The organism is Pantoea brenneri, assembly GCF_038594305.1.
Classification (GTDB): Bacteria; Pseudomonadota; Gammaproteobacteria; order Enterobacterales; family Enterobacteriaceae; genus Pantoea; species Pantoea brenneri.
Genome location: NZ_JBCGBG010000001.1, coordinates 78,117 through 90,886 on the forward strand (window position 1 = coordinate 78,117; position 12,770 = coordinate 90,886).

A 12,770-nucleotide genomic window follows, 5' to 3' on the forward strand; every position below is an offset into this window, starting at 1 on the left:
CCATAAATAAAAAGTTTTATGTCATATGTATCCTGCACTATGTGCAGTTAATGTACCACTTGTCCCATAGATGGGAATATTGGCAAGGTTACTTTGTTTTGAAGTAGCCTTTCGTCCTTCAATATTAACGATTACTTATTGCTATTACCAAGTCCAGTCGAATCGAAGAACATCTTTTATCTGAAACGACTCCTAATACCCGGTTAAAGCCACAATATCTCTCGCATACGTAGACCAAAGAAAAATTATGATATTAACTATGTGATTTTTTTTAGTGTTAAGTTGAATAATTAAATACTGGAGAGTTTTCTGTGCACTACCAATTGCTGGTTCATCTGTTCTGCCGCTGATGTTTCTGACGAATCTCCCGGTGACACAGAACTGTCCCTCTCTACCAGCCTTTATTCGACTCAATGTCCGGCTGCTGATACGCAGTTATCCCTTCGTATCAATGACTGACACTTAAACGTAATGCTTTGGTTGCTGGCGTATCTGACAGCTTCTTCGGCGTGAAGGTCGTTGTGTAAGTATACTTCTTGGTTTATTTAGGCTATATAAAACCATGACTATGACTTGCTGTTTTCAGTAAGAGTCTTATCATCCAAAGAATTTATTCTAGAAATTCTTTTTAACTCATTAAGATAATCAACCTCGTTTTCTAAGAACCAATGAAGAACTTTAGAATTGCCAAGTAATTTATTAATATATGACTGGATTATAACGAATTTCAACATATCTGAACCATACTCGGTTTGAAGCTTTTTCGTTTCTTCCGAAGTTGTTGCCATTTCTTGTTCCAGACGAAGTATGGTTTTTTTTATGTCCTTTTTATAGGGAGTGTTTTTCCCTTTATTTACTATCATCGATGCCGGTGTTGCATCCAAGATGCTCATTGCAAATTTTTTACTATAATTATCAAAATTAATCATTGTACCGACTGCTTCAATTTGGCGAATTGGCTTCATTTTCCTCAAAACGTCAAATGTAGCCTTAGGTATAGGTTTATCAGAAAGTTTCGCAATTACACTTGGATCTATGCCGTTCATCACATTCGCTTTATCTTTTATGGCATCAACAGATATGCCCAAAGCAGCACTAAGTTTTTCAATTGATACTTTTGCCAGAGACTTAATTATCATTCTATGTTCTTCAACTACATTTATATGATTCACTTGTTTGTTAGGAGTGAAAGCATCATCTATGCTCGAAAGTATACATGGAGCTTTTTCTATACCTAAGTCTTTTAAAGCCTCAACCCTTAAATGGCCATCAAGTATCTTAGTGACATCTTTATCTTTGTCATAGAATACTATTATTGGTTCAATAATACCTAAGCTTTCGATAGAGGTAACTATTTGATGATATTTATGGCTTCGCTTTACGTTTTCTAATAATTCCTTAGATGGAATTAACTTATTAGTTTCCAGGTAAATAAAATTATCGCCAAAACGTATCTGAATCATTTTAATACCTCTTTGTTTACTGGGGTTAATATCTGAGATGGTAGTTCTGAAAGATTCTCTTGTTCAAGTATATGTTGAAAGCTTTTATTCATCATTATGATGTTAAAAATCTCATTTACTATTAGTAGGTTGGTTTTTATGAATTTTGAGTTGTTATAAACAGATTTATGTTCAGCGATACTATTTTCATAAAGCTCAATCAACTCCTCTGCAGTCATCCTTTTTGATGGTTTGTGATAATAAAATCCGGCAGCTTTTGCACCTTTATTCCCAACTGTTCTTTGATTTAGAATGTGTTTTATCTTTATAATGTCCCGACTTTTTATTAATTTTTTATCATATGCTTCGGTAAGAATATCTTGTGCTTCCTCAGTTTCACATCTTGCAAATTGCACTGCGAGATACAGAGGCAAATTACCCCGTTCGACTGCTGAGAGAAGTTTATGCTCTCCCTTATCAAGTAGCATATTAATACTGCTCACCCAGTTCGATGAATATCCAGTAATCTCACTTATTTCGGAGTCTGAAAGTCCTCTGATTTTCATGTCTTTAATCACCTGTAATAACTCATTAGAACGTGGTCTTCTCCTTGCAATGTTTTCAACTAAACTCATAACGTAAGCATCTTCTTCTGATACATCTCTTATAATTGCTGGAATAATAGTTTCACCTAATGCAACGAGAGCCTCTATTCTCCCTTGACCACAAATTAAAGCATATTTGAAATCGCCTTCATCAATAGCTCTTACGCTTATAGGCTTGCTTAATCCTCTTTTTTTTATGCTTTCCTTTATTTCTTCATGCACTACCTTATTTCTTGTTCGTGGGTTAAGAAATTTTATTTTTGCAATCTCAATTTGAATTATTGGGAATTCATTTTTTTCAGGCAGCATATAGTTCCCTCACTTTCATGCGAGTAATAATTTGTAGAAGTTTATCAAGATTATCAAATCTATAGAGATCTAATCGAATGTTGTTTGTTTCCGTCATGCACATTTTATTATATTCGTTTTCAATCTTTGGTATGATATAAAAATCAAGAGGTGAAATATTTTGTGAATTCATTCGTATAACAATTGTTATGTCTGCTTTCTGTGAGTTATCAAACCGGACTTTCCATCTAAGTTTACCTGATTTCATATGTATGCATTTAGTAACAAGGACGGAAATTAAAAACTCATCATTGATGTAAAGCATTGGGGCATATTTATACTCGTCTATATGACAGTTACTTTTTAAAATTTCACCCTTAAAATCCTCAATTATCTCTGAGTAAAATGATCTTAGTGCTTCATTTATTTTGAGATAGCTGTAATCATGTTCTGGCTTATAACCAATCAAAGTATATGCTCTTAAAAGACCACCAAATCGGGTTCTATAAACAGAAGATGAAGGGCCTGTATCATCTTCATCAATGATAAAGCCTGATAGTTTTCCATTAGATTCTAATTTTTGTTTTAGTTTTTCTAATAGATCTTCATTAGTCAAATGAATGGATCGGAGCTGAATTATTTCTTGAGCTTTATTGTATTTTTTCTTTGAAATAATAGGTTTATATGCCTTGTCACATCTAACCCATTCATGTTTGGGGTTTTTTACAAGCCTACTTTTTAATTTAGATGAGGTTTTGTTATATATGTTGTTTCCAATATATTTTTCATTTGTCAAAATTTGATGTATTTTTGCACGAGTCCATAATGTTCCATTTTCTGCAGGTATGTTCTGTTCATTTAATCTCTCAGCAATAATGAATTCTGGGACGTTATTATCTATAAAGAGATCATATATTCTATTTACAATTTTTATTTCATTTTTTGGTCCCGGAATTAATATTACCCTATCTGTTTGAATACTCTTTCTTTTGCGGAAACTCAATATTTCTTTAGCTATGCCATTTTCGTCTACTAAAAGACGTCTCAGCCCATAACCAGCCATACCGCCTTGATGATAACCAAGCTTTATTAAATTTACTTGCCCTATAAATACCTTTTCAGATAAATTCCTGCTGTGATATGCAGCACTAGATCTTTTTATATTCAGTATAACAGAGGACTCTAAAGGGAAATCTTTAGTGGGTATAGGTTCGGAACAATATATAAGATCTACACCATTTCTCTCAAATAGAAAGGAATAATATGCCGCTTCATCACTATTTTGAAAACGACCAAAACGGCTCACATCATAAAATAATACAGCCTGTATATCTATTTTCTTTTGTTCTACATCGCTAAGTAACTGCTGCAAAGAATGCCTGCCTACGATACTGACTCCGCTCTTACCTGCATCATCGTAGGTATAAGCGATTTCCATATTGTTCTTTTCAGCATAATCTTTGATATATTCGGACTGATTATGTAAAGAATATTGCTGATGGTCGGTAGACATCCTCAAGTACTGCGCGACCCTAACTCTATGATTTTTGTCATTTTCGCTAGCCATGCACGAAACCTCATGGATGATTCAATACAATGTAGAGGATAAAATTGATCAAATTTTAACCGAATTCAACTGTTTTATCATTGATTAGAGCGAATTTGGTAGATCTTCGAGGTGTATGATAATCGAGAAGAGATGTGAATTATTTAGCTGATATGACCGACAGCTTTCGTTATGTGGACTCAATGTCCCCATTTGTAAATGGCTATGCTTAGTCCACATAGGTTAATGGTGTGATTATTAATTCTTTAACTAAATCAAGATAGTTAATCCATCATGGGAGAGTTATGCGGCAATAACTTTGCATTTTTGAGACGAAACATAGTCACTCCACCATTGCATGAGAACCACCCGTTCAGTGAGATACTCTGCACGATTGTAGGCTGCAATTATTTCATCTTTCTTCGAGTGGGCAAGGGCGGCTTCTAAGACATCAGTCCTAAACTTGCCAGACTCCTCAGCAGCCGTTCTAGCAATGGATCGCATACCGTGAGCTACAAGCTCACCTCCGAAACCCATACGGATTATGGCCGCATTAGCTGTTTGTTCATGCATGTGATTGAGTGGAGCTTTGATACTGGGGAACACCCACTCTCTATGCCCGCTGATGACTTTCATTAAATCCAAAACTCGCAAAGCTTCTTTGCTCAGTGGAACTTTGTGAGGCTTCTTCATTTTCATAAACTCCGCCGGGATGTTCCACATGCCAGTTTCAATATCAATATCTGACCATCTTGTGCGAACAGCTTCACCTGGGCGAACCCATGTGAGAAGTTGCCACTCAATCAGTAGCCTTGTTTCCAAACGGATAGAAGCATTGTTTAGAGCAACCAAGAAGCGAGGGAGTTCGGAAGGGGGTAATGCTGGCATATTCTGTTTTTTTGGCTTGCTGAACCGTTGCCCCAGGTTGTCTGCCGGGTTGAATTCTATGAGTTCTTCTGTTGCTGCATAGCGGAAAATTTCATTCAGGCGGGATATGATGCGGCGAAGTGTTTCAAGGACACCTCGTTTTTCTATGGGTTCTAAATGCTGTTTAAGCATTTTAGGGCGAATCTCCTTAATTGGGGTATCACCCAATGTGGAAAAGATATTTCTCTCTAGGCTTCGCCAGATGTCGTTAGCATGATCTTGGGAGATGCCTGACGTTTTGACTTTCTCATCAAGCCACTTCTTGGCTACTGCTTGAAATGTATGTTCCGTGGCATCTTTCAGTGCATTGGCTTTTTGGTTGTTATGAACTTGGGGGTCTATACCATTTGTAAGCAACGACAAGTATTCATCACGTAAAGCTCGTGCCTTCGCAAGTGTAAGGTGAGGATAGGTTCCTAAGCTCACCTTAGTTCGCTTTTTGGTCACAGGCACTGCATATCTGAAATACCAATTTTTCTTCCCTCCCTTCGCCAGGGGAGCGATTCGCAACAGCAAACCATCGCCGTCAAAAAGGTTAACCTCTTTTTCGGCAGGTTTGGTGCTTTTGATTTCAGTGTCAGTGAGCTTCTTAGCGATTTTGGCCATGTTTGGGACCCTCGATTTTAGGACCCATCTTCGTGGGTCCCATTCAGGGTGCCATAACTCGTAGTTCTCAGCAATTCTCACTAGACTACAATAGACGTAAAAAAGCCCGCAGAGCTTGTGCTGTGCGGGCTTAGTAGACTTTACTGAACTTCAGTACATCAATATTTGGTGGAGCTGGCGGGAGTTGAACCCGCGTCCGAAATTACTACACCGTCGGCACTACATGCTTAGTCAGTTTTTACATTCGCCGGTTAGCTGCGAACAGACACGCCACTAACAGACTAGCCTGATTGGATTTAACGCTTCAACCCCAGGCAAGGCATCCACGCGATCTCTTTTGGGTTTGACTTCTCTTGATCCCCGTCTTAAGAGCGGAAGCTAGGGAGAGAAGGCTCTAAGCAGGTTATTAAGCTGCTAGTGCGTAGTTTTCGTCGTTTGCGACTATTTTTTTGCGGCTTTTTACGAGGCAAACCGCCCCTCGGCATGCTCCTAAGGCTTCACAATCCCGTCGAATCCAGAATCAGCCCCAGAACTTCAAATACTAGCAAAAAAGCAGGTCAGAATCCAGCGCTTAACGCTTTGAATTCTTCATGATACGTGCTTTATCCAGTTGCCATTCGCGGTCTTTGATATCGTCACGTTTATCATGCTCTTTCTTACCGCGTGCAACACCAATCTTCAGTTTACACCAGGCGTTCTTCCAGTAGAGCGAGAGCGCTACGATGGTATAACCTTCGCGATTGACGCGGCCATACAGTGAATCCAGCTCACGTTGCTTCAGCAGCAGCTTGCGGCTACGCGTGGGATCGCACACCACATGGGTGGAGGCAACGGCTAAGGGTTGAAAGGTTGAACCAAACAGGAACGCTTCGCCATCGCGCAGCAGAATATAGCTGTCGCTGATGTTGGCTTTGCCGGCACGAAGTGATTTAACTTCCCATCCTTGCAACGATAATCCCGCTTCATACTCCTCTTCGATGAAGTATTCGTGGCGGGCGCGTTTGTTCATGGCAACAGTGGCAGAACCGGGTTTGTGTGATTTTTTCTTTGTCATAGTGCGGCGTATTTTACATCACTTAGTCGGTTATCGCATCCCCAGTCCAGCGGGGCAGCAGGAAACGGGATATTCTAGCACACCCTTACTCGGAGGCATTTTTGTTTAATCGCTGAAAATGCTATTATTCAGCGGTTTCGTGATGAACAGGAACCATTATGGCTCAGATTAGTCGTTCGGCGCTGGTCCCGTTTAGTGCCGGGCAGATGTACAAACTTGTAAATGATGTGGATGCTTACCCGCAATTTCTGCCGGGTTGCACCGGAAGCCGCGTGCTGGATGCGTCAGAGAATCAAATGACCGCGTCCGTGGATGTGTCGAAAGCAGGCATCAGCAAAACATTTACCACCCGCAATACCCTGACGGATAACCAGAGCATTCATATGCAGCTGGTTGACGGGCCGTTCCGTAAGCTGACCGGCGGCTGGAAATTCATCTCGCTGGGCGATGACGCCTGCAAGGTTGAGTTAAGCCTGGAGTTTGAATTCACCAACATGCTGGTAGAGATGGCCTTTGGTCGGATCTTCAAAGAGCTGGCCAACAGTATGGTGCAGGCCTTCACCCAGCGTGCCAAAGAGGTTTACAGTGCCTGATATTTCGGTTGAGGTGGTCTACGCGCTGCCTGAAAAGCAATACCAGCTCTACGTCAAAGTGGAGCAGGGCAGCACGGTAGAGCAGGCGATACAGCAATCCGGAATTCTGGAACTGCGCCGTGAAATCGACCTCAGCAGTAATAAAGTAGGTATCTACAGCCGGGCCGTGAAGCTCAGTGATGTGGTGGATGAAGGCGATCGGATTGAAATCTATCGACCGCTGATTGCCGATCCTAAAGAGCTGCGTCGTCAACGCGCAGAGCGCTCTGCATCCGGTAAAAAGTAAGCAGCAGACGGCAGGGCAGCAATGACCTGTTAATCCGCAGCATAAAAAAAGGCGCTCAGTGCGCCTTTTTTGCTGTCTGCCGTTTAGTTAGTCGCTTTTTTGCGCCAGATTCGGCTTGTTGTCGATATTGGTCAGGACGCCGTTACCATCAAAATTGAGCGTCAGCGTCTGCTGCTGAACGCGCTCATGGCCTGGTTCCTGACGGAAAACGTAATACCAGACGTTGCTGCCGAACGGATCTTTCATCATTGGCGTACCGAGCGTGTAAGCCACCTGCTGCTGGGTCATACCGGTGTGAATCTTGGCCACATCATTGGCAACCAGATAGTTACCCTGGTTGATATCAGGACGATATACCACGCGCTCTAAGGTGGAACATCCGGCGGTCATCATCAACATTACCACTGCCGCGGCAGTCAGCGTTTTACAGCGCATCTATACATTCCTTTTCCGGGGCCAAACGCCTTTTACAGGCTGTTTTTTTGCCAACAAAATCTGAACTCTGCCTGCGGCAGGCTTTATTACTTTGGCGACATAAGTGCCGATGATAATAAACCTTTTCGCTATTGGGAACCTCTACAGAGCATGCATATGACCACGGCAGGTTAAAAAAGTGCGCTATCAGGCGGCTAAAAGTTCTTTGGCGTTAGCCAGCGTGTTGCGTGTAACCTCGCTACCGCCCAGCAGTCGCGCCAGTTCCTGCAGCCGCGCGCGCTTGTCCAGCGGCTGCATATGGGTTTCGGTCATGGCGCCATCGGTCTCTTTGCTGACAAAGAAGTGCTGATGACCACAGCCTGCTACCTGCGGCAGGTGAGTCACACACATCACCTGAGTCGATTCGCCCAGCTGGCGCAGCAGTTTGCCTACTACGGCGGCGGTCGGACCGCTGATCCCGACATCGACTTCATCGAAAATCATCGCTGGCGTTTCCATTTTCTTCGCAGTAATGACCTGAATCGCCAGCGCGATACGGGACAGCTCACCGCCGGAGGCGACTTTGCCGAGCGGCTGCAGCGGTTGACCAGGGTTAGTCGTCACCTGGAAGTCGATGCGGCTGGCACCTTCAGCAGTCAGCTGGTCCGGGTTAAAGGTCAGGGCAATCTTAAACTGGCCGTGCGGCATAGAGAGCAGATGCATGCTCTGGGTAATCAGCTGCTGCAGCTCCTCAGCGTACTGAGTGCGGTGCTGATGAAGCTGCTCCGCGCTTAACAGGGCTGCCTGATAGTGCTCGCCAACCAGCGACTGCAGGCTCTCCTGATCGCTTTCATGCTGTGACAGCAACTCCGCTTCCGCCAGCAACTGCTGATGCAGTTCAGGCAGATTTTCCGGCGTAACGTGATGCTTACGCGCCAGAGCGATCTGGCGTGAAATACGCAGCTCCAGTTCATACAGGCGATTCGGATCGAGATCGAGGCTGTCGCAGTAATGACGCAGCTCGTCGCTGGCTTCGCTTAGCTGAATGGCCGCTTCTTCCAGCAGGTTATAAACCCCGTTCAGTTTCTCATCCAGCGAGGTCAGCTCAGACAGCATCTCACGTGCGCTGTAGAGCAGGCTGCAGAGATTGTTATCGTCGCTATCCGCGAGCAGTTGCAGCGCCTGCTGACTGGTCGACAGCAGCTGTCCGCTGTTTGCCAGCCGCTTGTACTCTTCGTCAATCTGCTCATATTCACCAGCCTGCGGTGCAAACTCGTTCAGCTCTTTCAGCTGATATTGCAGCAGTTCGCGACGTGCTTCACGCTCCTGAGCCTGCTGCTGATGCAGCGCCAGGGTGCGGCAGCTCTGATGCCAGGTCTGATAATGAGTACGCATGCGCTGCAGCAGATCGTCATGACCGGCGTAGGCATCCAGCAGATGTTTCTGGTGCTCAGGTTTGAGCAGCAACTGGTGCGCGTGCTGGCCGTGAATCTGAATCAGTAACTGGCCGAGGTCGCGCAGCTGCGACAGCGGAACCGCCGTGCCGTTGATGAACCCGCGTGAGCGTCCGTCCGCGCTAATCACCCGACGCAGCAGACACTCATTGCCATCATCCAGATGGTTATCCATCAGCCAGCGCTGAGCAGAAGGGGAGGACTTAAGCTGGAAGCGGGCGCAAAGATCGGCCCGGCTGGCGCCCTGACGCACCATGTCGGCATCTGCGCGACCGCCCAGGCATAATCCCAGGGCATCAATCGCGATAGATTTACCGGCACCGGTCTCACCAGTGATTGCTGTCATACCGCGTTGGAAATCAATGTCGAGCTCACGAACGATAGCGAAATTACTGATGGTCAGTTGGGCCAGCATAGGTTCACCTGTATGAATAAACACATATGGTTTTTCATACAGTATAAACTGGAATTTTATCCAGTAAAGAGGCGGCACGGCTTTTCAGAACAATTTTTTTGACCAGCCCAGTTTCGAACTCAGCGTATTGAAATAGCTGTAGTTTTTAGGGTGAATCAGATTCAGGTGACTGGCACTGCGTCGGATCAGCACATCCTCACCTTCCTGGATCGGCAGCGCAATCTGGCTGTCGCAGCTGATCTCCAGGTCGCTCCGGCGTGAAGAAAAGCGCAACCGGATGGTACTGCTGCTGTTAATCACCAGCGGACGAGCCGACAGCGTATGCGGGAACATCGGCACCAGCACAATTGCCTCCAGCGAAGGGGTGAGTATCGGGCCGCCGGCAGAAAGCGAGTAGGCGGTGGAACCGGTCGGCGTGGAGATAATCAGGCCGTCTGAGCGCTGAGAAAAGGCAAACACTTCATCGATATAGACTTCAAACTCGATCATGTGCGCCACTTTTCCGGGATGCAGCACCACTTCATTGATCGCCGAGCCAATGCGTGGCGAACAGTCTGATTTACATACCTGGGCTTCCAGTAAAAAGCGGCTCTCAACGAAGTAGTTGCCCTGCAATACTTCATCCAGTTGCTGCTGCGCATTATCCGGGTCGAGATCGGTCAGAAAGCCGAGGTTGCCGCGGTTAATGCCAATAACCTTGATGTCATAGCGCGCCAGCACCCGGGCCGCGCCCAGCATATTGCCGTCACCGCCGACCACCACCGCCAGATCTGCCTGTTGACCAATCTCAGCCAGCGTCCCGGTCTGGACGTCGTGTAGCGCCAGCTCCTGCGCGATTTGCTTCTCCACGATCACTTGATAACCTTTGGCGGTCAGCCAGCGCCAGAGCATCTCATGCGTGGTTAACGCGGTGGGATGGCGTGGATGACCCACAATACCAATGCAGTTAAAGTGTTTGTTCATCGAGTGGGTGTTCCTTATAAGCCAAAACGGCAAGGCAATGTGATAGGTTCCCTTGAAACCGTCAAACCGATCCCCATAATAAGCCAACCAGCGAAATGAATGTGCAAAACGCGGAGAAATTCATGAGTAGTAAAGAACAGAACACCCCAAACGAGCAAGTCTCAGACGAAATTCAGCAGGATCAGCAACAACCTCAGGAAGCGGAGACAGCGGCTGAGGTGGATCCGCGTGATGAGCGTATTGCTCAGCTCGAAGCTGAATTAGCGCAGTCGCAAACCGGCGTGCGTGATGCACAACTGCGTGCGCAGGCTGAAATTGAGAACATTCGTCGCCGTGCCGAAATGGACGTTGAGAAGGCGCATAAATTCGCCCTGGAGAAATTTGCCAACGAATTGCTGCCGGTGATCGACAGTCTTGAGCGTGCGCTGGAAGTGGCGAACAAAGAAGACGCGCAACTGGCTCCGATGATCGAAGGGATTGAACTGACCCTGAAAGGTCTGCTCGGCGCAGTGCGCAAATTCGGTGTAGAAGTGGTGGGCGAAACTGGCGTGCCATTTAATCCCGAAGTGCATCAGGCGATGTCGATGATGGAGTCTGAAGAGTTTGAACCGAACCAGGTGATGCTGGTGATGCAACGTGGCTACACGCTGAATGGCCGCTTACTGCGTCCGGCGATGGTGGCGGTTGCCAAAGCGAAAGGCTGATTTCACGCCTGAATCCGTTCCACGGCCGCGCAGTGTCGCGGCCGTGTGCCTTGCTGCTTATTCAGGCAGTACCGGCGTCCAGTCAACCGGTTGCTGACCGGCTTCACGCAGTATGGCGTTAGTTTTCGAGAAGTGCTGACAGCCAAAAAAGCCCCGATGCGCCGAGAGCGGCGAAGGGTGCGGCGCCTGCAATACGTGATGGCGCTGACGGTCAATAATGCTGCCTTTCTTCTGTGCGTGGGAGCCCCACAGCAGGAACACCACCCCTTCACGATGCTGGTTAATCGCGGCAATCACATTATCGGTAAAGGTTTCCCAGCCAAAGCGCGCATGGGAATGGGCTTTGCCCGCTTCCACTGTTAACACCGTATTCAGCAACATCACGCCCTGTTTCGCCCAGCTTTCGAGAAAACCATGGTCCGGCTTCTGAAAGCCCGGAATGTCCTGCAATAGCTCTTTGTAGATGTTTTGCAGCGACGGCGGTACCTGCACGCCGGGCAGCACCGAAAAGGCCAGTCCGTGCGCCTGATTAGGGCCGTGGTACGGGTCCTGACCCAGAATCACCACTTTGACGTCGCCTAACTCAGTCAGGCGAAAGGCATTGAACACATCCTTTTGCGGTGGGTAAACCGTCACGCCTGCAGCACGCTCATCCGCCACGAGTTTCAGCGTCTCGGTAAAATAGGGTTTCTGTTTCTCTTCAGCCAGCACGTCGTGCCAGGTCAGCTTTTCAGCCATAATCCACTCCCTTAAGGTTTGTGCCGTAAGCTTAGCCGTTCCTGCCCCTGAGCTGAAGGGCAAAAATATTTTTAATAATGCAAAAAAAGTTAATATCAGCAGCGGTTTGAGATCAGTCAGTTAGCGAAAAAGGAGACTTTATGACCGGTTAAAATTGACCCAGGTCAAGGCTGACGGCGTGGGAGAGTGCTATACCGGAGCCTCAAATTTGATTCATTCACGCATTGCCCTGGAGGCGCTGACATGATTACTGGTATCCAGATCACTCAAACTAATAAACCCCAACTCCTTAATTCTTTCTGGCTGTTAGACGAAGAGAAAGCTCAGGCTCGCTGCCTGTGTGCCAAAGGCGACTATGAAGAAGATCAGGTGGTTGCGCTTAGCGAACTGGGTGAATTCACCTACCGTGAAGTGCCGGTAGAAATTAAACCGCAGGTGCGGGTAGAAGGCGGTCAGCATCTGAACGTCAACGTTCTGCGTCGTGAAACACTGGAAGATGCCGTTAAGCATCCTGAAAATTATCCGCAGCTGACCATTCGCGTTTCCGGTTATGCGGTGCGTTTTAACTCACTGACGCCAGAACAGCAACGCGACGTGATTGCCCGTACTTTCACCGAAAGTCTCTGAGTGACATCAGTTAACCGGCGCTGAAAAATAACGCAAAGCGCACACAGCAATTTTTATCAGAATATTAATAAGATAGCAGCCAGATCGGCTGGCGGTGTGGTGGCAGTT

The 12,770-nt window shown here is 46.1% G+C and carries 13 protein-coding genes and 1 other RNA gene; 4 read left to right on the forward strand and 10 right to left on the reverse strand.

Annotated features, from left to right (window positions below; genetic code table 11):
- Positions 1-566: 566 nt before the first annotated feature.
- The 6 genes from AABB92_RS00390 to smpB all read right to left on the reverse strand — a co-directional run bounded on the left by AABB92_RS00390 (position 567) and on the right by smpB (position 6,468).
- A complete protein-coding gene (locus AABB92_RS00390; protein WP_000614783.1) occupies positions 567-1,463 on the reverse strand; it encodes a ParB/RepB/Spo0J family partition protein in 897 nt (298 codons plus the stop codon).
- The gene (locus AABB92_RS00395; RefSeq protein WP_000936465.1) at positions 1,460-2,356 is read right to left on the reverse strand and encodes a ParB/RepB/Spo0J family partition protein; all 897 of its coding nucleotides are present in this window, start codon (positions 2,354-2,356) and stop codon (positions 1,460-1,462) included. Before AABB92_RS00395 ends, AABB92_RS00390 begins: the two co-directional genes overlap by 4 nt.
- The gene (locus tag AABB92_RS00400) at positions 2,346-3,902 is read right to left on the reverse strand and encodes a recombinase family protein (protein ID WP_000135615.1); all 1,557 of its coding nucleotides are present in this window, start codon (positions 3,900-3,902) and stop codon (positions 2,346-2,348) included. Before AABB92_RS00400 ends, AABB92_RS00395 begins: the two co-directional genes overlap by 11 nt.
- Positions 3,903-4,184: 282 nt before the next feature.
- Positions 4,185-5,414 carry an integrase domain-containing protein gene (locus AABB92_RS00405; RefSeq protein ID WP_001062342.1) on the reverse strand — a complete coding sequence of 410 codons (1,230 nt, stop codon included), beginning with the start codon at positions 5,412-5,414 and terminating at the stop codon, positions 4,185-4,187.
- Positions 5,415-5,580: 166 nt separating this feature from the next.
- Positions 5,581-5,942: a transfer-messenger RNA gene (gene ssrA / locus AABB92_RS00410) on the reverse strand.
- A gap of 43 nt (positions 5,943-5,985) precedes the next feature.
- Positions 5,986-6,468, reverse strand: coding sequence for an SsrA-binding protein SmpB (gene smpB / locus AABB92_RS00415; RefSeq protein WP_046288168.1), 483 nt, complete (start codon positions 6,466-6,468; stop codon positions 5,986-5,988).
- Between the two features lie 158 nt (positions 6,469-6,626).
- On the opposite strand from smpB, the gene AABB92_RS00420 reads away from it, so the two are divergent.
- Positions 6,627-7,061, forward strand: a complete 435-nt coding sequence (locus AABB92_RS00420; RefSeq protein ID WP_031376296.1) for a type II toxin-antitoxin system RatA family toxin — start codon at positions 6,627-6,629, stop codon at positions 7,059-7,061.
- Positions 7,054-7,347, forward strand: a complete 294-nt coding sequence (locus AABB92_RS00425) for an RnfH family protein (protein ID WP_031376295.1) — start codon at positions 7,054-7,056, stop codon at positions 7,345-7,347. Before AABB92_RS00420 ends, AABB92_RS00425 begins: the two co-directional genes overlap by 8 nt.
- Before the next feature lie 87 nt (positions 7,348-7,434).
- On the opposite strand, the gene bamE is transcribed toward AABB92_RS00425, so the two are convergent.
- The 3 genes from bamE to nadK all read right to left on the reverse strand — a co-directional run bounded on the left by bamE (position 7,435) and on the right by nadK (position 10,593).
- Positions 7,435-7,782: an outer membrane protein assembly factor BamE gene (gene bamE / locus AABB92_RS00430; RefSeq protein ID WP_031376294.1), complete on the reverse strand. Its 348-nt coding sequence runs from the start codon at positions 7,780-7,782 to the stop codon at positions 7,435-7,437.
- A gap of 186 nt (positions 7,783-7,968) precedes the next feature.
- On the reverse strand, positions 7,969-9,630 hold the full coding sequence (gene recN, locus AABB92_RS00435) for a DNA repair protein RecN (RefSeq protein WP_031376293.1): 1,662 nt from the start codon (positions 9,628-9,630) through the stop codon (positions 7,969-7,971).
- Between the two features lie 84 nt (positions 9,631-9,714).
- On the reverse strand, positions 9,715-10,593 hold the full coding sequence (gene nadK, locus AABB92_RS00440) for an NAD(+) kinase (protein ID WP_031376292.1): 879 nt from the start codon (positions 10,591-10,593) through the stop codon (positions 9,715-9,717).
- 122 nt (positions 10,594-10,715) lie between these two features.
- Here nadK and grpE point away from each other — a divergent pair, with 122 nt between their 5' ends.
- A complete protein-coding gene (gene grpE, locus AABB92_RS00445; protein WP_031376291.1) occupies positions 10,716-11,297 on the forward strand; it encodes a nucleotide exchange factor GrpE in 582 nt (193 codons plus the stop codon).
- Between the two features lie 57 nt (positions 11,298-11,354).
- Here the strand turns inward: grpE and ung are convergent, their stop codons facing one another.
- Positions 11,355-12,035: a uracil-DNA glycosylase gene (gene ung / locus AABB92_RS00450; protein WP_031376290.1), complete on the reverse strand. Its 681-nt coding sequence runs from the start codon at positions 12,033-12,035 to the stop codon at positions 11,355-11,357.
- Between the two features lie 243 nt (positions 12,036-12,278).
- Here ung and grcA point away from each other — a divergent pair, with 243 nt between their 5' ends.
- Positions 12,279-12,662, forward strand: a complete 384-nt coding sequence (gene grcA, locus AABB92_RS00455) for an autonomous glycyl radical cofactor GrcA (protein ID WP_031376289.1) — start codon at positions 12,279-12,281, stop codon at positions 12,660-12,662.
- Positions 12,663-12,770: the final 108 nt, after the last annotated feature.

Coding starts and splice junctions, on each gene's coding strand:
- AABB92_RS00390 (WP_000614783.1), bottom strand. CDS start 1,463: ATGATTCAGATACGTTTTGGCGATAATTTTATTTACCTGGAAACTAAT.
- AABB92_RS00395 (WP_000936465.1), bottom strand. CDS start 2,356: ATGCTGCCTGAAAAAAATGAATTCCCAATAATTCAAATTGAGATTGCA.
- AABB92_RS00400 (WP_000135615.1), bottom strand. CDS start 3,902: ATGGCTAGCGAAAATGACAAAAATCATAGAGTTAGGGTCGCGCAGTAC.
- AABB92_RS00405 (WP_001062342.1), bottom strand. CDS start 5,414: ATGGCCAAAATCGCTAAGAAGCTCACTGACACTGAAATCAAAAGCACC.
- smpB (WP_046288168.1), bottom strand. CDS start 6,468: ATGACAAAGAAAAAATCACACAAACCCGGTTCTGCCACTGTTGCCATG.
- AABB92_RS00420 (WP_031376296.1), top strand. CDS start 6,627: ATGGCTCAGATTAGTCGTTCGGCGCTGGTCCCGTTTAGTGCCGGGCAG.
- bamE (WP_031376294.1), bottom strand. CDS start 7,782: ATGCGCTGTAAAACGCTGACTGCCGCGGCAGTGGTAATGTTGATGATG.
- recN (WP_031376293.1), bottom strand. CDS start 9,630: ATGCTGGCCCAACTGACCATCAGTAATTTCGCTATCGTTCGTGAGCTC.
- nadK (WP_031376292.1), bottom strand. CDS start 10,593: ATGAACAAACACTTTAACTGCATTGGTATTGTGGGTCATCCACGCCAT.
- grpE (WP_031376291.1), top strand. CDS start 10,716: ATGAGTAGTAAAGAACAGAACACCCCAAACGAGCAAGTCTCAGACGAA.
- ung (WP_031376290.1), bottom strand. CDS start 12,035: ATGGCTGAAAAGCTGACCTGGCACGACGTGCTGGCTGAAGAGAAACAG.
- grcA (WP_031376289.1), top strand. CDS start 12,279: ATGATTACTGGTATCCAGATCACTCAAACTAATAAACCCCAACTCCTT.